Here is a 19284-nt window from a genome sequence, read left to right on the forward strand (position 1 = left end):
TATTTTGATACTATATTGTATTTATAATTTTTATAGCTTCTTTATAAATTATTTTTTTAGATAAATTTGTTTCCTCAGTTATCAATTTAACAGCATCCCTTAAAGTATGCTTTTTAAGCTTATTTTCTATAATTAATGTTAATTTTTCTATGTTTAAGTCAGTACTAAAATCATATCCACCCACTATTATTACTATTTCACCTTTTAATGGTTTGTTATTTTGATTTCTCTCATTAATAACATTATGAATGTTTTCTAAATCACTACAAATAATATCTTCATAAATTTTAGTAAGCTCTCTAGCAATCGAAATCTTTCTGTTACCGTAAGTATAAAGCATAATTTTTAAAGTACTTTCTAATCTCAAACAAGTATCAAACCATATTCCTGTCATAGTATTATATTTAGTAGTCAAAAGTTGTTTCTCTAGACCACTTTTTTTTGAAGATAGAAAACCTCCAAAATAGAATTGGTTTGTTGGAAGACCTGAGAGAACTAAAGCATTTATAACTGCAGAAGGCCCTGGTAAATGAGTAACATTTACATTTTTTAGGTAACATTCTTGAACAATTTTATACCCTGGATCAGATATTAATGGAGTTCCTGCATCACAAACAAGACCTATATTTTTATTAAGGAATAGTTGTTTTAAAATAAATGGTCTTTTTTTTTCAGCATTAATATCATTGTAAGAAATAAGAGTCTTATATTTAATTTTTAAATGTGAAAGTAATTTTTTTGTTCTTCTTGTATCTTCACAAAGAAGAATATCAACTAAACCTAAGATTTTAATTGCTCTTAAGCTTATATCATCATAATTCCCAATTGGTGTTGCTATAATGTATAAGACTCCACAATGATCCTTAGAATATGTATTATAATAATAATCTAGATCTTCTTTACTAAAATTTTCCAATAGATTACCTTAATTGATGTTATTTAAATACTTTGTGAGTTAACATGGGTTTTTCTAATTCTAATATTATAATATTACTTTGTATATTCTTAATAGTTAATGGGTGTAATCAAACTATACCTAAGATAATAGTTGAGAAACAAAATCCCAATAAATTAATTAAAGACAAACAAAAAATGACTCCTAAAAATAATTATTTTTCTGAAAAAATTGTCAAAAAAAAAATTGGAACTTCAAAAAATACAACTACTAATCAATTAAATGATAATGATGTTGTGTTTGAATTCAGAAATGAAAGGTTACTTCAGGGACAAGTATCTAAAAAACCTTTACAAAACAAAAAAACTAGCAAAGCTTTATCTGCGGTTTTTAAAATGTTAAACCAAAATTTAAGTTTAGATACTACTAACTTAAACCTGAATAATACTGAAGTTTCGAATCCTATTGATTATGATAAAAACATTTATAACTCAGAGATTAACGAAAATTATAAAAATATTTTAGCTTTGCTTCCCTTTACTGGCTCTTATTCAAATTTTGCTTTAAAAATAAGAGAATCATTAGATATGAGCATTCTTAGGTTTGGTTCAAAAGATATTCAAATAATTTATTTTGATACAGGTAAGGATAAATATGAATTAAATTTAAAAAATATACTCAAAACTGTTAAACCTAAATTAATAATCGGTCCTTTTACAAGAGAATCCCTTTTAAAAATAAAGCCATTTGCAAAGGCTGAATCTATTCCAGTGTTTACTTTTTCCAATGACATAGCCTTAATTGAAAAAAATATTTGGTCTTTAGGGTTTTCTCCTGAAGAACAAATTGATAGTATTTTTTCGTGTTCTTTAAGAAATGGAAGTAAAAGATTTGGCTTGATAGCTCCTGAAAATTTATATGGAAATATTATATTGGATAGATCTGTTAGTTTAATAAAAACTAACAAAGATAATTATTTTGAAAAACTTCGTTTATCTAACAAACAAATAAATAATAAGCCTGAATTATTTTCTATTTTAAAAAATTTTTTAAATTACAAAGAAGAAGTTAATTCAACACACACTAAATTTGATACTATTTTTTTAGGAGGTAGTAAGGAGTTTGTTTTAGAAATTGCGCCATTGTTAGCTTTTTATGATGTAGATTCAAGAAAGGTGCAAATTTTAGGTACTGAAGAGTTTAATACTAGTGAAATTAAAAATGAACCTTCTCTTGAAAAAGCCTGGTTTCCAATGATTGCTAGCCAAAATACAGAAGATCTTAAGTTAATTTGGAATGAAGCTTGGAAGGATGAATATGATTACTTTACGAATGCAGGATTTGATGCAGGTATAATTGGCATCAATTATTTAAATCAGAACAAAACAATTGATGTTTTCCTTAAAGATGTAAAAAGTCTTATAAATGGCTTTACTTTTAAAGCAAATGGTTTACTCACAAAACCTGTGTCAGTTATGCAAATAGAAAAATTAGGGATGTTAAAAAGTATTAAACTTTGTAATGATATAGACTAATTTATTATATAGCTTAAAATACTATCTAATTTAATTAAGTGATCATCATTTATTTTTATTTTATCATTATCTATGATTATTAATTTTTCCTTCTCTAATTCTTTAAATTTTGTTTCCTGGATAATAGACTTATTATTAAGTTTTTCTATCTCAATGCCTTTTCTCAATCTAAGTCCCATAATCAATGTGTCAATATCAGATTCATATTGATTAAAAATATTAATATTTTCGAATTCAGAATTCTGATAGTTTTTATTCAACCATGTTTTCGGATTTTTATAGTTTTTTATTTCCACACGTTTGTTATCTTGATTTGAATACCACATTCTTCCATATGCACCTGGACCTATTCCTATCCAATTTTCTGAATTCCAGTAATTTAGATTATGTTCACTTTCAAACTTTTCTTTTGCAAAATTTGAAATCTCATATCTTTGAAAATTATGTTCATTCAATATTGTTTTAGTTCTTGTAAAAAATTCAGCAGCAAGATCATTATCAACTGTTTTCAAAAGACCCTTTTTAAAATCTTTAAAGAATCTTGTGCCTTTTTCAATAGTTAATTGATATGCGGATAAGTGGTTGATATTAAATTTATTTAAAACTGATTGTAGTTCATTTTGCCAATCATCAATATTTTGTTCATATAAAGCATAAATTAAATCAATTGACACATTGTTAAATGTATTAGTTGCTAAATCAATTGCAGTTTCAGCATCCCTATAATTATGCTTTCGACCAAGAAATTGTAAATTTTTATCATTTAAAGATTGTACCCCTATTGATATTCTATTGATCCCTAATTTATGCATATATTTAAATTTTTCTCTTTCATATGAACTGGGATTAGCTTCTAATGATATTTCAATATCATCTTTAAATTTAAATATTTTAGATGAAATATTTAAGATATGATCAAGTATCTCAACGGGCATTAATGAAGGTGTTCCTCCCCCAAAAAATATAGTGCTTAAGTTATCAAATTTAACGTCAAATTTATCTAAAAGTGATTTGTATTCATATAATTGATTTGTGTATGATTTTATCCAAGCGTCTTTATCAACATCCTCAGTTACATGAGAGTTAAAGTCACAATAGGGACACTTAGATTCACAATATGGCCAATGTACATATAAGCTTAGAAGATTTTTCTTTTTATTTGTCATGGGCTTAAAGTTGGGAAAGACAGTCTAATTAACTTATTAAAGGCTATTGATCTATGACTTATATTATGTTTGAAATTGGGTGCCATTTCAGCAAATGTTAATTTATGATCTAAAGGTCTAAATATTGGATCATATCCAAATCCTTTATTTCCTCGAGGTGGCCATGAAAATTTACCATCAATACGACCTGAAACAGTAACATCATAATTATCAGGCCAGCATAAAGATAAAGAACAAACGAAATGACAATTATAATTTGGATTATTTATTTTTTTAATTGCTTTATTAATTTTAGACATGGCTAAATCAAAGTCTTTATTTTCCCCAGCCCATCTTGCAGAGTGAATGCCAGGCTCATTATTAAGATCAGAAAAACATATTCCACTATCATCAGACAGACAAGGTAATTTAGTTGCTTTCGATACGAAGGCAGATTTAATCAAAGCGTTTTCTTCAAAAGTACAACCATTTTCTTCTGGTTCTTCTATTTTTAGATCATATGCTGACAGAATCTCAATATTTAGCGGTTGAAGTAATTCACGAATTTCTCTAATTTTACCCTGGTTATGGCTAGCAATAACTAGTTTATTTTCTTTAAAAATTCTATATTTCATAGTTTTAATCTAATCCAAGAGCCTTCCTTTGAATATTGAAAATTTGTTGTGTACCAATATCAGCTAATTCTAACAGATTTAAAAATTGAGATTTATTATAAGGTTTTTGTTCAGCGGTAATTTGTATTTCTACTATACCTTTTGATGCAGTCAAAACAAAGTTGCCGTCTGTTTCTGCTGAAGAGTCTTCTTCATAATCAAGATCAAGTATTTCTACTTCATTCCATATACCGCATGAAATGGCCCCAATTTGGTCAAATATAGGATTTTCAGCAATCTTACCACTTTTTAATAAAAAATTTACTGCATCATATAAAGCCACCCATGCGCCAGTTATAGAAGCAGTTCTTGTCCCGCCATCTGCTTGAATTACGTCACAATCAATTTTAATTTGAAACTCTCCTAATTTTTTTAAATCTATAATTGACCTCAAAGATCGTCCAATAAGTCTTTGTATTTCTTGAGTTCGGCCAGATGCTTTTCCCTTCGATACTTCTCTATCCATTCTAGAGTGAGTAGACCTTGGCAGCATGCCGTATTCGGCTGTAACCCAACCTTTACCTGAATTTCGAAGCCATGGTGGTAATTTTGTCTCTACTGATGCAGTACAGATTACGTGAGTATTTCCAAATTTAGCTAAGCAAGATCCTTCTGCATAAGGAGAAACTTTAGTTTCAAGAATTATTTTTCTAAGTTCGTTAAAATTTCTTTTTGATGGTCTTATTAACATTATCTATCTCACTTTATTGTTAAATTTATAAACAGTCTATTATCCCAAAAATTCAGAAAACTCTAATTCTAAATTATTAATACAATTTAACTCTTGTAAAAAACATAAATACAACTTATTTCAAACCAATATATTAAACGAATTAGGAGATCTACATTGTCTGAAAATAAAGAATCATTAAATACACATGATGAAGACAAAAAGCCCGTTAAAGATGATGCTCTAAATTTAGAAAACATCCAAGTAGAAAATGAATTAGATGAAGGCCAAACTGATGAAGATAATGCCTCATCAATTGAAGAAAGTAATGAAGAACTTCAAACTAAAAATGAAGAACTTCAAACTAAAAATGAAGAACTCAAAGATCAATTGATGAGAACGCTTGCTGAAAGTGAAAACTTAAGAAAAAGAACAATAAAAGATGTTGATCAAGCAAAAAAATATAGTCATATTTCTTTCGTTAGAGATTTAGTATCATCTGTGGATAATTTTAAAAGGGCTCTGGATTCTTTACCAGAGGATAAAGCAGACTTACCAGAACCTATTAAAAATCTAATAATAGGTTTGGAAATAGTTGAGAAAGAGATAAACAGCACTTTTGAAAAACATAATTTAAAACAAATATCCCCATTAGGCGAGAAATTTGATTATAATTTTCATCAAGCTATGTTTGAAGTTCCAACTAATGACACAGATCCTGGAATAGTTATTGAAGTGTCGCAAATAGGTTATTTATTATATGATAGATTAGTCAGACCAGCAATGGTTGGAATTTCAAAAAAAATTGAAGAAAATAATCAAGATAATGATAATCAAGAAGAGAATTAATTATAAATAAATAATTTTTTTTATAATCTTGTAAATTCAACAATTTAAACCATATAAGGTCTGTTGATAAGAAATCATAAATAGACAAAAAATTGCATTTTTAAGGGAGGTTATTCATGGCAAAAGTTATTGGTATTGATTTAGGTACAACTAATTCATGTGTATCTGTGATGGATGGTAAAGCACCAAAAATTATTGAAAACAGTGAGGGTGCAAGAACTACACCTTCAATGGTAGGTATAACAGATGATGAAAGGTTAGTAGGTCAGCCAGCAAAGAGACAAGCTGTAACAAACCCTGAAAACACATTATTTGCAATTAAAAGATTGATAGGAAGAAGGCATGATGATCAATATTCTAAAAAGTTCTCTGAGCTAGTTCCATATAAGATTGTATCTGCAAAAAATGGAGATGCGTGGGTTGAGGCAAATGGGCAAGAATACGCACCTTCTGAAGTTTCTAGTTTTATTTTAAGGAAACTTAAAGAAGATGCTGAAGCTTATCTTGGAGAAACTGTTGATAAAGCAGTTATAACAGTTCCAGCGTATTTTAATGATGCCCAAAGGCAAGCAACTAAAGATGCAGGTAAAATTGCTGGTTTAGAAGTCTTAAGAATTATAAATGAACCAACAGCAGCAGCTTTAGCTTATGGTCTAGATAAAAAAGAAAGTGGAACAATTGTTGTATATGATCTTGGTGGAGGAACTTTTGATGTTTCAATTTTAGAAGTTGGTGACGGAGTATTTGAGGTTAAATCAACTAATGGAGATACTTTTCTAGGTGGTGAAGACTTTGATCAAAGAATAATAGATTTTATTGCAGAACAATTTAAAAAAGAAAATGGTATTGATTTAAGATCTGATAAATTAGCATTACAAAGAATGAAAGAAGCAGCTGAAAAAGCAAAAATAGAGCTATCAAGCGCAGCGCAGACAGATATAAATCTTCCATTTGTTACAGCCGATGCTAGTGGTCCTAAACATTTAAATGTAAAGATGACTAGATCGCAATATGAGTCTTTAGTTGATGACTTGATAACAAAAAGTATAGATCCTTGTAAAGCAGCTCTCAAGGATGCGGGTGTTAAAGCGAGTGATATAGATGAAGTTATTCTAGTTGGTGGAATGACAAGAATGCCTAAGATTATTGAAGCTGTAACTGATTTTTTTAAAACAGAGCCTCACAGAGGTGTTAACCCAGATGAAGTAGTCGCTTCTGGTGCTGCAATTCAGGGTGGCGTTTTAATGGGAGATGTAAAAGATGTTCTTCTTCTTGATGTAACACCTCTGTCTCTAGGTATTGAAACACTTGGTGGAGTGTTTACAAGGCTTATAGACAGAAATACAACAATACCTTCTAAGAAATCACAAACATTTTCAACTGCAGAAGATAACCAATCAGCAGTTACCATTCGTGTTTCTCAGGGTGAAAGGGAACTTGCTAGTGATAATAAATCTTTGGGTGAGTTTAATCTTGAAGGTATTGCTCCTGCAGCAAGAGGTATACCTCAGATTGAGGTAACTTTCGACATTGATGCAAATGGTATTGTAAATGTCAGTGCTCAAGACAAAGCTACTGGTAAAGCACATAACATAACTATTCAGGCATCTGGTGGATTAGATGATAATGAAATAGAAAGAATGGTTAAAGAAGCTGAAGACAATGCAGAATCAGATAAAGAAAAAAGAGATGTCATAGATGCAAGAAACCAAGCTGAATCAATGGTTCATGGAGCAGAAAAATCTTTAACTGATTTGGGTGATAAAGCAGAACCAGCTACCAAGAGTGAAGTTGAACAAGCTATTCAGGAAGTTAAGACAGCTTTAGAAGGTGAAGACACATCTGTTATTAAAGAAAAAACATCTGCTTTATCGGCAGTAATGATGAAGATGGGTGAAGCTGCGTATAAGGCAAATGAAAATCAACCTGAGGAAGGCAACTCGGACACTTCTGGTTCATCAAGTGAAAATAAAGAAGATGTGGTAGACGCTGATTTTGAAGAAGTAAAAGACAATGAAGAAAAAAAAGACGCTTCTTAGATAAAGTTAAATATACACTTTAAGGTTTAAATATGGCGCGTGATTATTACGATATATTAGGTTTATCAAAATCAGCTTCAGATAGTGAAATTAAATCGTCGTATCGTAAGCTTGCAATGAAATATCATCCAGATAGAAATCCTGGTGATAAAAAAGCCGAAGATAAATTCAGAGAAATAACAGAATCTTATGAAATATTAAAGGACTCTCAAAAAAAAGCTGCTTACGATCAGTATGGACATGCAGCTTTTTCACAAGGTTCTGGCGCTGGAGCCGGTGGAGGATTTTCTGGTTTTAGTGGCGGAGGATTTTCTGATATATTTGAAGATATGTTTGGTATGGGAGGTGATCAAGGTAGAAGATCTGCTTCTACAGGTTCTGATCTAAGATACGATTTATCTGTTTCACTTGAACAAGCCTTTTCTGGTGATCAAGTTGAGATCTCTTTAACAGTGCCTGCAAAGTGTGAATCATGTAATGGTTCAGGTGCTAATAAAGGTTCTCAACCAAAACAATGTAGTCAGTGCGGAGGACATGGAAAAGTTAGAGCTCAACAAGGATTTTTCACAATTGAAAGAACATGTGCTTCTTGCTCAGGTGTAGGTGAAATCATAGGTGACCCGTGCCGCCCATGTAAAGGACAAGGTAGGGTAAATAAAAGCAAAAAACTTTCTGTAAATGTTCCTTCTGGTGTAGATAACGGAACGCGTATACGTCTTTCTGGTGAAGGTGAAGCTGGGGCTAGAGGCTCCGCTCCAGGTGATTTATATATTTTTATTGATATTAAAGATCATTCTATATTTCAAAGAGATGGTAAAGACACTTTTATCGAAGTTCCAGTTTCTCTTATTGATGCTGTCTTAGGAAATTCAATACAAGTTCCTTGTGTAGATGGATCTAAAGCAAAAATGAATTTGACATCAGGAACTCAAAGTGGAACTCGTTTAAGAATGAAAGGTAAAGGAATGCCAGGATTACGTGGCGGTTCTAGAGGAGATCAATATGTACAAATTAACGTAGAAACACCAGTTGGTATCTCTAAAAAACAAGAAGACTTATTTAAGCAAATAAAAGAGTTAGGAATAGAAAAAATTAGCCCTAAAACTAGTAGATTCAAAAAATTGATTGAGTAATATAATTATTAGGTATAATCGAGTACAATTTATTTAGTTAAGGTGATTTATGAAAAAAATATCTGTATCTATTCCTGGCGGCAACGGTCGTATGGGCAAAACTCTTATAGGTTTAATCATAGAAAATGAAAAATATAATTTAGTGAGCTCCACATGTTTGCCTGGTGAAGATGAAGAAGACTTTGATATAGGACTTTTAGCAGGGAAAACTAAAATTTCTAAAAAATTAACAAGCGATACTTCATCACTTTTTAGAAGTTCAGACGTATTAATAGATTTTACAGTTCCTAAAGCAGCAATGCTTCATGCAAGGAAATGTTATGATAACGATATGTCTATTGTAATAGGTACAACAGGTTTAGATGTTTCTCAAGAAAAAGAATTATTATCATTATCTAAAAAAATACCAATTGTTTACTCAGCCAATTTTTCTATTGGTGTAACTTTGCTTTCAAATTTAGTTTCTAACGCCACTAAAATTCTAGGTAAAGAATGGGATATTGAAATATTAGAAATGCATCATAAACATAAAATTGATGCTCCTTCTGGTACTGCTTTAATGCTTGGAAAATCAGCAGCTGAAGCTAGAGATCAAAAACTGTCAGATGTTAAAAAAGTATCAAGAGATGGTATAGTTGGTAAAAGAAAAAGTGAAGAAATTGGTTTTGCAGTCTTAAGGGGTGGAGACGTAGTCGGTGAGCATTCAGTACTATTTTGTAACGAGGGTGAAAGAATTGAACTGGTCCACAAAGCCACGGATAGATCAATTTTTGCTTCGGGAGCTTTAAGGGCTGCATATTGGGCAGCAACAGCCAAACCTGGTTTATATTCGTTATCAGATGTTTTAAATCTTGGAGGATAAGGGAAATAATTATTTTTTTGTAATATTTAACTTTGTATTTATATCTTGTAAACATTCTTCTTTTTTTAATGTGCCATCAAGTTTTATTGGTCTAGTTTCAAAAAAGTTTACGTAGTAATCATTTTCTTTTTTGATAACAAAAACATCTAAAAAACATTTAGAAAAATAATATTGATGATTTTTTAATTTGCCTTCAAATTTAACAAAGTCACTTACACCTAATCTTTTTAAAAGATCTGTTTCAGATAATTTTAAAATTGATGTTAGGTTAAATTTTTTTTGTCTTGATTTCTTTTGTTTTTTTAAATTTTCTAATTCAGAATTTTTCTTTAATTTCTGAGTAACCTCTTCTGTAGTTTCCTTTCCAATTTTACTATTTTTAGACGAAGTCTTAAAATTATTATAAATTATATTTTTACCTTTAACTTCTTTTTTTGGTATTTTGTCCTGAAAGCCATTATGCTGTAGCGTATGACAACCATTCAATAGTAAGATTAACAACAAATTTAAAATTATTTTATTTGGAATTTTTTTCATAAGTGATAGTCATAGATATAGTTTTATATTAAGTCTATTTAAAAATACTTTTGAGGCAAAAATGCACAAATTTAATCATGATATAACTTTTATAGGTAATGCTATTGTAGATATTATAGCAGAAACTTCAGATAAGCTTCTAACTGAATTGGACGTTCCAAAAGGAGGAATGCAATTAATAAATACAAAAACGGCTGATAATTTAATAGATAGTATTAGAGCGCCACTTGTAGTATCTGGAGGAAGCGCGGCCAATACAGCTGTTGGCTTTAGTTCTTTTGGAGGAAAGGCATGCTTTATTGGTCAAACAGGTCTCGATGAATTTGGAGATTTATTTTCTAAGGACATAAATAAGTCTAATGTTTTTTTCCAAAATAAGACTTCTGAAATGTTAGATAAAACATCTAAAAGTATTATTTTGGTTACTCCTGATGCAGAAAGAAGTATGAGTACTTTTTTGGGTGCCAGTGTAAAATTTAATATAAATTCTATAAACGAAGACCTAATAACTAATAGTAAATTGCTTTATATTGAAGGATATTTATTTGATCAACCAGAGGCTAAAAAAGCAATTTATCATTGTTGTAGACTGGCAAAAGATAAAAATATTCAAATAGCTTTTAGTTTATCAGATCTGTTCTGTGTAGAGAGACATAGAAACGATTTTCTTAATTTAATTGTTGAGTATATTGATATAATTTTTGCTAATGAAGAAGAGATAAAAAATTTGTATCAGTCAAATTTAAATGATTGCATTCAATTAATTCAAAGTGATGTTGAAATGGGCGCCATTACACTAGGATCTAGAGGTTCTATTGTATTTGAAACAAAAAAAGAACACATTATTAATTCTGTTGCTGTTAAATCACTTGTGGATACAACTGGGGCAGGTGATATGTTTGCGGCTGGTTTTTTATATGGATATATGTATAAACATTCCATAGAGGAATGTGGAAATTTAGGAAGTAAAGCCGCTGCTGAAATAATTCAATATTACGGAGCCAGACCTAAAACCTTATTAAAGAGTTTAATTAATTAAGATAATTTTAAGTTTCGTTATTTTGAGTAAATAGCATTATATGCTGCAATAGAAGCAGAATTTACAATATCCGATACAGACGAGCCCATCTGAACAATTTGAAATGGTTTTTCTCCACCAATCATTAAGGGACCTAAAACTGAACCTCCTCCTAAAGACTGAAGAAGCTTAAACGATATGTTTGCTGATAACAATCCTGGCATTATTAGGACATTAGCAGAACCAGATAATCTACAAAAAGGATAGTTTTCTTCTATAAGATTATGATCTAGAGCAACCTCTGCAGTCATTTCTCCATCAAACTCAAAATCAACTTCTCTTTCTAATAATATATTTACAGCCTCTCTTATGTTTTTTGAACTAGGTCTTATAGGATTACCAAAGTTTGAAAATGACAATAAAGCAACTCTTGGAGTATATCCTAAGTTTTTAACTGTATTTGCAATACCTGAGGCTATGTCAGCAATTTGTTCAGCAGAGGGTCTATCATGTATATTTACATCTCCAATGAACACAGTGCGTTCTTTTGAAACTATCATAGACATAGACAGAAAAGATTCTTTCTTTCTTGCGCTTATTACTTTGGTAATGTCGTCAAAGCATCTAGCAAAAGGTCTTGTTACTCCTGTTACCATTGCATCTGCATCTCCTGCAGAAATCATTGAAGCTGCAAAAACATTTCTATCTTGATTGATTAACCTTTGACAATCTCTTTTAAGATGACCCTTTCTATGAAGTTTTTTATAAAGTTCTCGAATATACTTTTCATTATTTTTACTTAGACTTGCATTATGAATAATTAATTCACTAAGTCCTTCAAGATTAACTTTCTCCATAGTTTCTCTTATTCTATGTTCTCTACCTATTAAAATAGGTGTTCCAAATCCCGAGTTATAAAATGATAATGCTGCCCTTATGGTTTTTTCTTCTTCACCTTCGGCAAAAACCACTCTTTGTTTTTTAGCTTTAATTCTAGATTTTAAAGGTTCCAAAATTGAAGCTATAGGATTAGTTCTACCTTTTAACTCTCTTTCATAAGATTCCAAATTTTTTATAGGTTTCTTGGCAACACCTGAATCCATCGCTGCTTTTGCTACTGCTGAAGAAACAGATGAAATGAGCCTTGGATCAAAAGGAGCTGGTATTATGTAATCATTACCGTAATGTAATTGGACGCCATGATAAGCTGCATTAACTTCATCAGGCACATCTTTCCTTGCTAATTCAGCTATAGCATTGGCTGCAGCAATTTTCATTTCTTCATTTATAGTTGTAGCCCTAACATCCAGTGCACCTCTAAATATATAAGGAAATCCAAGAACATTATTAACTTGGTTAGGGTAATCAGATCTTCCAGTTGCTATTATAGCATCTGACCTTACATCTTTAACATCCTCAGGCATAATTTCAGGTATAGGGTTTGCCATTGCAAAAATAATTGGTTTAGATGCCATGCTTTTAACCATATCTTTAGTAACCGAACCTGGTACAGAAAGTCCTAAGAATACGTCTGCGCCCCTTAGAGCATCTTTTAAAGTTCTAGCTTTAGTATCAACAGTATGACCAGATTTCCATTGGTTCATATTAGACTGTCTTCCTTTATATATGACGCCATCTCTATCAACTAAAATTACATTTTTATTTTGTGCACCCATAGCTTTAAGTAATTCAACACATGCAATAGATGCTGCACCTGCACCATTACTTACAAAAGTCGTGTCTTTTATATTTCTATCAGTTAAATGAAGTGCGTTTATTATTCCTGCAACAGTTACGATTGCAGTTCCATGTTGATCGTCATGAAAGACTGGAATATCCATCATCTCTCTTAAACGCTGTTCTATTATAAAACAATCAGGCGCCTTAATATCTTCTAAATTTATTCCCCCAAAACTTGGGCCTAATAACGATACTGCATCTACAAACCTATCTATATCATCGGTATCAACCTCTAAATCAATACCATCAACATCTGCAAATTTTTTAAATAAAACTGCTTTTCCTTCCATAACAGGCTTTGATGCGCCCGCACCAATATTACCCAAGCCTAGCACAGCAGTACCATTTGAAATAACGGCAACAACATTACCTTTAGAAGTATAATCATAAATTGTATCTGGGTTTTTTTCAATTTCGAGGCAAGGAGTAGCCACACCAGGTGAATATGCTAAAGACAAATCATGAGAACTAATTAAGGGCGTAGTGGGTGTTATCTCTAATTTTCCTGGACGACCTTTTTTATGATAATCTAGGGCTTCTTTTTCTAAATTCGATTTAACTTTATTGTCATTTTTGGTAGTAGACATTTTTTCCTCAAAAACTTAAAATGATATATATGATATCATAACTTATTTTAATAAAAGATCATAATTTAATTATATTTGAAGGTTAATTTATAATCTAAATGATTTTATAAAAGCTAAAGGGTTATAAGCAATTGTGAATAATAAAACCACTCCTATGATGGAACAATATTTAAATATCAAAAACAAACATAAAAACGCTTTATTATTTTATCGCATGGGTGATTTTTACGAATTGTTTTTTGAAGATGCAATTGTAGCCTCAAAAGCTTTAGACATTACCTTAACTAAGAGAGGGAAAACAAATGGCATGGATATTCCGATGTGCGGTGTGCCGTTCCATTCAGCAGATAATTATTTGCCAAAATTAATTAAAAAAGGTTTTAATGTTGCTGTTTGCGAACAAACAGAAACAATAGAAGAAGCAAAAAGTAATTTAAAAAAAGGTCCTTTAAAAAGGGAAGTTGTAAGAATAATTTCTCCAGGCACACTTACAGAAGACAACTTATTAGATAGAAACGCTAATAATTTTCTTGGAGCGATTTCAGATGTCAATGGTTCAATTTCTATTTCTTGGGTTGATGTGTCTACGGGATGTTTTAAATCCAGAAACTTACAAAAGGAAAATAACCAAAAGCAATTACTCACTAACTTACTATTGAGAATGAACTTTTCAGAAATACTAGTTTCAGATGCAATGGAATCGAATATTATAAGTGAAGAATGGCATTCTATAATAAAAAAACAATCTTCTAGTTTATTCCATTACTCATCGTGTTTACAACAAATATGTTCATATTTCTCTATAATGTCTTTGGAAGGAATTGGTAAATTTAGTGATGGAGAAGTTATAGCTGCTGGCGTTTTATTGTCGTATTTAAAACTAACTCAGTGTGGCAAACTTCCAATTTTATCAATGATACAAAATCAGTCAGAAAATAATTTCTTAGAAATAGATTATTTCACACAAAAATCTCTTGAGATATTATCTAACTTATCTGGTGAAACTAATGGTAGCTTAATTAGCTCCCTTGATGAGACTAAAACAGCTGGTGGCGCTCGATTATTAAAACAAAGAATAACAGAACCATTTTATAAAGTTGTAGAGATTGAAAAAAGGTACAATCTTATAAATTGGTTTTTAAATAATGATATTGATATTTTTAAACTTCAAAATAATTTAGTAAATACGCCCGATATTGAAAGATCATTATCTAGGATTTCATTATTAAGAGGAAGCCCAAAAGATTTATCTATTCTCTGTAATGGCCTTTTAAACGTAAAACAAATTTACGAAACTTTAATATCATTTAAAGATCGTTTAAATCAAGCGCCATTATTAAATAATATTCTTAATCAAATTAGTGTTGATTATAGTTTATTTGAAAACATTAAAAACTCTCTAAAAAAAGATCTTCCGTTATCAACAAAAGAAGGTGGTTTTATAAGAGATGGCTATGATGAGAATTTAGATAAATTAAGAAATTTTAGAAATAATGAATTAGAGGAAATAACAAAGCTACAAAATAAATATTCTGATTTGACAAGTGTAAACTCTTTAAAAATTAAATACAATAGAATGTTAGGTTATCACATAGAGGTAAGAGCTGTTCATGACAAGTCATTAAGAGACAAAGACATTTTTATTCATAGACAAACAACAGCCCAAACATCAAGATTTACAACTATTGAATTAAACGAAGCTGAAAATCAGTTAATAAATTCATATGATAAATCTATTTCTATAGAAATGGATATTTTTAAAAACTTTACTAACCAAATAATAAATGAGGGAAAAAAAATACTAGATATTGCATCTGCAATTTCCGAATTAGATATAGGTATTATGGTCGTAAATCAATCCAAAGATAGAGGTTATGTATGTCCCAAAATTTTAGAAAACAAAACATTAGAAATAATTGAAGGAAGACATCCAGTTGTAGAAACACAAATGAAATTATCGGAAAATTCCTTTATATCAAATGATTGCATATTAAATAAAGATGATTTTTTATGGTTAATAACAGGACCAAATATGGCAGGAAAATCAACTTATCTGAGACAAAATGCCCTCATAGTTATTATGGCTCAAGCTGGTTTGTTTGTACCAGCAAAAGAAGCCAATATAGGAGTATGTGACAAAATTTTTTCTAGAGTTGGTGCGTCAGACGACTTGGCAAAAGGACAGTCTACTTTTATGATAGAAATGATAGAAACCTCCTTGATACTCAACACAGCTTCTGAAAAATCTTTGGTCATTCTTGATGAAATAGGTAGAGGAACAGCAACGTTTGATGGACTTGCTATAGCCTGGTCCGTTTTAGATTATTTACATAATAAGATAAAACCAAGAACTCTTTTCGCAACACATTATCATGAACTTACATCATTAAAGAAAGATTTAAATCATTTGTCATGTCATAAAATGTCCATCAAAGAATGGAACAATTCAATAATTTTTATGCATAAAATAATTGAAGGCGAAGCTGACAAATCTTACGGTATTCACGTTGCCCAATTAGCAGGACTTCCATTTGAAGTAATAAAAAAAGCAACACAATTATTATCCAAACTAGAAAATAACAAAGATAACTCATATTTAAAAAAATCTGATAATTTAGATGATAATTATTCAAACATTAATGAAAATCAGATTTTTTTTAAAGAATTTGATAATATTAATGTGGATGATATTTCAGCACGTGAAGCTTTAGATATTTTGTATAAACTTAAATTATTAAGATAAGATATGGATAGAATTAGTTTTAAATCAGGATTTACTTTATTTAATAAAAAAAAAGAAAAACTGCAAAACACGTCAAATAAAATTAATCAAAATTCATTATGGGTTCAAAGTTTGGAACCAATTAAATATGCAAAAAATTGTTCTGAAAATTTATATAAGATAGATGATTTTAAGACTGAAACAAATGATTTAGTTCTTTTCAAAAAAGAATTGTTTTCAAATTTAAAAAATCAGTTAGATGAAAAAAATGACTTAATTAAAAAAATATTTTTAGGAACATCAGATGGATCACTTAATGTAGGTTTAAATTCTATTTTAATTGATAGTATGATGAGAGTAGTATTTAAAAAAATATATCATAAGATATTTAATAATACAGATTACATTTTTTCAATAATTGCAGTTGGTGGCTATGGACGAGGTGAACTTGCACCCTGCTCTGACTTAGATTTATTGTTCCTATTACCTAATAATTTAAAAATAAATGAGAGCAAGCATGCTGAAGAAGTTATTCAATTTATATTATATATATTATGGGATTTAGGATACTCAGTTGGCCACTCCACTAGAACGATTGATGATTGTATTGAAAAAAGTAAATTAGATTTAACTATTTCTACAGCCTTGCTAGAGAAGCGATTTATAGTAGGAAATGAAGATGTTTTTAGTTTATTAAATGATAAATTTACTTTTTTTATAAAAAACACAAAGACATTAAAATTTGTTGAAGCCAAGTTAGTCGAATCAGAATTGAGACATAAAAGATTTGGAGGTTCAAGATATGTCGTAGAACCTAATGTGAAAGATGGTAAGGGTGGTTTAAGAGATTTACATACACTAATTTGGATTTCAAAATTTGCTTACAAAGTTGACAGTGTTTCAAAATTAATAAACATGGGCGCATTATCAAAAAAAGAAGCAGCTTCTTTTGCTGAATCTCAAAGATTTTTACTTTCTGTCAGATGTCATCTTCATTATAGAGCATTTAGAGAAGATGATAGACTAGCCATGGATGCTCAACTAGATCTTGCTAAAACCATGAATTTTAAAAATACTATAACTCAAAAAGATGTTGAAAGGTTTATGAAAAGATATTTTCTTGCAACTAAAACAGTTGGTAGTTTGACAAGAATATTTTGTGCGGCAATTGAAACAGAGTTTAATAAGCCACTTAGGTTAAGCTTTTTAAGTTTTAAAAAAAAGGAAGATGTATACCCATTTGATATTGAATTAGGTCGTTTATTTGTAAAGAATAAAGAAGTATTATCAGAAAATCCTGTCAATATAATTAAACTTTTTAATATTTCACATAACAAAAATATAGATATTCATCCAAAAACCCTCCGGTATTTAACTAGCTTACAACGACTGATAAACCATGAAGTTAGACATGATTTTGACGCTAATAAAATGTTTTTAGATATTTTAACTAGTGATAAGGATTCAACTAGAACGCTAAGATTAATGAATGAATCAAATATTTTAGGTAAATTTATACCTGAGTTTCAAAAAATTGTAGGCTTAATGCAATTTGATATGTATCACTCATATACGGTTGATGAACATACTATTTTCACAATCTCTAATCTTTATTCTTTAAAAAATGGAGAATTCAAAAATTTTGCACCATTAGCAAGTAAAGTAATTTTAGAAATTAGCACAAAAAAATGTCTGTTTGTTGCTATGTTATTACATGACATTGCTAAAGGGAGAAAAAGGTGACCATTCAGAGAATGGCGCCTTAATAGCCTCTGTTGTTTGTCCAAGATTAGGTCTCAGTAAAGAAGAAACAAAAACTGTAGAGTGGCTTATTTTTTACCACTTATTAATGAGTAAAACTGCATTTCGTTATGAATTAGGAGATGCAAGAGTTATTAAGAGTTTTGTTGATAAGGTGAAGTCAGTTGAGAGGTTAAAATTGTTATTAGTTTTAACAGTAGCGGATATAAAAGGGGTTGGTCCAGAAATATGGAATGATTGGAAAGGATCCTTAATTACTGAACTATACTCCAAATCATTTGATATGCTTCAAAAAGATAATGTTAATGAATTAATTAAAACTCCTAAAAAATCCTTTGAGAATTTTCTAATTGAAAATCGTTTAACTAACTCTGATGCAAAACAATATTGCAGTTATTATTATGACAATTACTGGGAAATATTTAAATTATCAAGAATAATTAATCATTATGAAATTTTCAGAAATATGTATAAAGATTCAAAGAAGTTCAAAGTTCATCTCTTTGACGAAAGTAAGTTGAAAGCAACTGAACTTCTTGTAATAGCGCCTGATCATCATGGTTTATTTTCATTGATTTCAGGTTTAGTATCTGCTTCAGGTTACGATGTTGTAAATGCAAAAATAATAACACGTTCAGATGGTTATGCTTTAGATACTTTTTTTATACAAAATAAAAATAGACAACCAATTATAGAAGAACATTCTAAAAAAAAGTTGGTTAAAGTAATTTCCCAAGGTTTAGAAGGAAACTTTAATGTAGAAAAAGCTTTAAATAAAAGGTGGGAAGAAATTCCAGCACGTTTTCGTGCTATCAAAGCTCCTACTCGTGTCATAATAGATAATAATATGAGTGATGAATACTCTATCTTAGAAATAAAATGTAAAAATGCACCTGGTGTATTATATAGAATTACAAAAGTTATAACAAGCTTGGGCTTGCAAATTAATACTGCTAATGTATCTACCTACGGTGATAGGGTAGTGGATATTTTTTATATAAAAGATGCCTTTGGGTTAAAAATAGATAATAATAAAAGTATGGATAAAGTTAAAATGTCGATTTTGAAAACATTAGAAGAAACAGATCCAGCAAATCAAATGAATAGATCTTGAGAA

General features: G+C 30.0%; 15 protein-coding genes. 9 read left to right on the top strand and 6 right to left on the bottom strand.

Annotated elements, in window-relative coordinates; all coding sequences use genetic code 11:
- Positions 1 to 10: 10 nt before the first annotated feature.
- Positions 11 to 916, bottom strand: coding sequence for a 16S rRNA (cytidine(1402)-2'-O)-methyltransferase (gene rsmI, locus ABXT66_RS11045; protein ID WP_443643568.1), 906 nt, complete (start codon positions 914 to 916; stop codon positions 11 to 13).
- Between the two features lie 44 nt (positions 917 to 960).
- Between rsmI and ABXT66_RS11050 the strand changes: the two genes are divergently transcribed.
- Positions 961 to 2430, top strand: a complete 1470-nt coding sequence (locus tag ABXT66_RS11050; RefSeq protein ID WP_443643569.1) for a hypothetical protein — start codon at positions 961 to 963, stop codon at positions 2428 to 2430.
- On the opposite strand, the gene hemW is transcribed toward ABXT66_RS11050, so the two are convergent.
- Genes hemW through rph form a run of 3 tightly spaced genes read right to left on the bottom strand, consistent with a single transcriptional unit; the run spans position 2427 to position 4940 of the window.
- Positions 2427 to 3596 carry a radical SAM family heme chaperone HemW gene (hemW, locus tag ABXT66_RS11055; protein ID WP_443643570.1) on the bottom strand — a complete coding sequence of 390 codons (1170 nt, stop codon included), beginning with the start codon at positions 3594 to 3596 and terminating at the stop codon, positions 2427 to 2429. The genes ABXT66_RS11050 and hemW overlap by 4 nt on opposite strands.
- On the bottom strand, positions 3593 to 4210 hold the full coding sequence (rdgB, locus tag ABXT66_RS11060) for an RdgB/HAM1 family non-canonical purine NTP pyrophosphatase (protein ID WP_443643571.1): 618 nt from the start codon (positions 4208 to 4210) through the stop codon (positions 3593 to 3595). Before rdgB ends, hemW begins: the two co-directional genes overlap by 4 nt.
- Before the next feature lie 4 nt (positions 4211 to 4214).
- Positions 4215 to 4940, bottom strand: a complete 726-nt coding sequence (gene rph, locus ABXT66_RS11065; protein WP_443643572.1) for a ribonuclease PH — start codon at positions 4938 to 4940, stop codon at positions 4215 to 4217.
- A gap of 156 nt (positions 4941 to 5096) precedes the next feature.
- Here rph and grpE point away from each other — a divergent pair, with 156 nt between their 5' ends.
- From grpE to dapB, 4 genes are all read left to right on the top strand, one after another.
- Entirely contained in the window at positions 5097 to 5768 is a 672-nt protein-coding gene (gene grpE / locus ABXT66_RS11070) for a nucleotide exchange factor GrpE (protein WP_443643574.1), read from the top strand.
- A 116-nt stretch (positions 5769 to 5884) separates the two neighbouring features.
- Complete coding sequence (dnaK, locus tag ABXT66_RS11075; protein ID WP_443643575.1) at positions 5885 to 7807, top strand: molecular chaperone DnaK; 1923 nt, start codon at positions 5885 to 5887, stop codon at positions 7805 to 7807.
- Positions 7808 to 7839: 32 nt separating this feature from the next.
- The gene (gene dnaJ, locus ABXT66_RS11080) at positions 7840 to 8940 is read left to right on the top strand and encodes a molecular chaperone DnaJ (RefSeq protein WP_443643576.1); all 1101 of its coding nucleotides are present in this window, start codon (positions 7840 to 7842) and stop codon (positions 8938 to 8940) included.
- A gap of 49 nt (positions 8941 to 8989) precedes the next feature.
- On the top strand, positions 8990 to 9802 hold the full coding sequence (dapB, locus tag ABXT66_RS11085) for a 4-hydroxy-tetrahydrodipicolinate reductase (RefSeq protein ID WP_443643577.1): 813 nt from the start codon (positions 8990 to 8992) through the stop codon (positions 9800 to 9802).
- A 9-nt stretch (positions 9803 to 9811) separates the two neighbouring features.
- Here the strand turns inward: dapB and ABXT66_RS11090 are convergent, their stop codons facing one another.
- On the bottom strand, positions 9812 to 10339 hold the full coding sequence (locus tag ABXT66_RS11090; protein WP_443643578.1) for a hypothetical protein: 528 nt from the start codon (positions 10337 to 10339) through the stop codon (positions 9812 to 9814).
- A gap of 61 nt (positions 10340 to 10400) precedes the next feature.
- Here ABXT66_RS11090 and ABXT66_RS11095 point away from each other — a divergent pair, with 61 nt between their 5' ends.
- Complete coding sequence (locus ABXT66_RS11095; RefSeq protein ID WP_443643579.1) at positions 10401 to 11378, top strand: adenosine kinase; 978 nt, start codon at positions 10401 to 10403, stop codon at positions 11376 to 11378.
- Positions 11379 to 11395: 17 nt separating this feature from the next.
- Here the strand turns inward: ABXT66_RS11095 and ABXT66_RS11100 are convergent, their stop codons facing one another.
- Positions 11396 to 13684, bottom strand: a complete 2289-nt coding sequence (locus ABXT66_RS11100) for an NADP-dependent malic enzyme (protein ID WP_443643580.1) — start codon at positions 13682 to 13684, stop codon at positions 11396 to 11398.
- A 133-nt stretch (positions 13685 to 13817) separates the two neighbouring features.
- On the opposite strand from ABXT66_RS11100, the gene mutS reads away from it, so the two are divergent.
- From mutS to ABXT66_RS11115, 3 genes are read left to right on the top strand one after another with little or no spacing between them, the layout of a single operon-like run.
- Positions 13818 to 16427: a DNA mismatch repair protein MutS gene (mutS, locus tag ABXT66_RS11105; protein ID WP_443643581.1), complete on the top strand. Its 2610-nt coding sequence runs from the start codon at positions 13818 to 13820 to the stop codon at positions 16425 to 16427.
- A gap of 3 nt (positions 16428 to 16430) precedes the next feature.
- Positions 16431 to 18149, top strand: coding sequence for a nucleotidyltransferase domain-containing protein (locus ABXT66_RS11110; RefSeq protein WP_443643582.1), 1719 nt, complete (start codon positions 16431 to 16433; stop codon positions 18147 to 18149).
- Positions 18121 to 19281 (top strand): hypothetical protein, encoded by a 1161-nt coding sequence (locus ABXT66_RS11115; RefSeq protein ID WP_443643583.1) that lies wholly within the window; start codon positions 18121 to 18123, stop codon positions 19279 to 19281. The genes ABXT66_RS11110 and ABXT66_RS11115 overlap by 29 nt, the downstream gene beginning before the upstream one ends.
- The last annotated feature ends 3 nt before the right edge of the window (positions 19282 to 19284 follow it).

The sequence above is a fragment of the Candidatus Levibacter sp. Uisw_134_01 genome (genome assembly GCF_047717795.1).
In the GTDB taxonomy this organism is placed as follows: domain Bacteria; phylum Pseudomonadota; class Alphaproteobacteria; order Puniceispirillales; family Marisalimonadaceae; genus Marisalimonas.

Coding starts and splice junctions, on each gene's coding strand:
- ABXT66_RS11050 (WP_443643569.1), top strand. CDS start 961: ATGGGTTTTTCTAATTCTAATATTATAATATTACTTTGTATATTCTTA.
- hemW (WP_443643570.1), bottom strand. CDS start 3,596: ATGACAAATAAAAAGAAAAATCTTCTAAGCTTATATGTACATTGGCCA.
- rdgB (WP_443643571.1), bottom strand. CDS start 4,210: ATGAAATATAGAATTTTTAAAGAAAATAAACTAGTTATTGCTAGCCAT.
- rph (WP_443643572.1), bottom strand. CDS start 4,940: ATGTTAATAAGACCATCAAAAAGAAATTTTAACGAACTTAGAAAAATA.
- dnaK (WP_443643575.1), top strand. CDS start 5,885: ATGGCAAAAGTTATTGGTATTGATTTAGGTACAACTAATTCATGTGTA.
- dnaJ (WP_443643576.1), top strand. CDS start 7,840: ATGGCGCGTGATTATTACGATATATTAGGTTTATCAAAATCAGCTTCA.
- dapB (WP_443643577.1), top strand. CDS start 8,990: ATGAAAAAAATATCTGTATCTATTCCTGGCGGCAACGGTCGTATGGGC.
- ABXT66_RS11090 (WP_443643578.1), bottom strand. CDS start 10,339: ATGAAAAAAATTCCAAATAAAATAATTTTAAATTTGTTGTTAATCTTA.
- ABXT66_RS11095 (WP_443643579.1), top strand. CDS start 10,401: ATGCACAAATTTAATCATGATATAACTTTTATAGGTAATGCTATTGTA.
- ABXT66_RS11100 (WP_443643580.1), bottom strand. CDS start 13,684: ATGTCTACTACCAAAAATGACAATAAAGTTAAATCGAATTTAGAAAAA.
- ABXT66_RS11110 (WP_443643582.1), top strand. CDS start 16,431: ATGGATAGAATTAGTTTTAAATCAGGATTTACTTTATTTAATAAAAAA.
- ABXT66_RS11115 (WP_443643583.1), top strand. CDS start 18,121: ATGACATTGCTAAAGGGAGAAAAAGGTGACCATTCAGAGAATGGCGCC.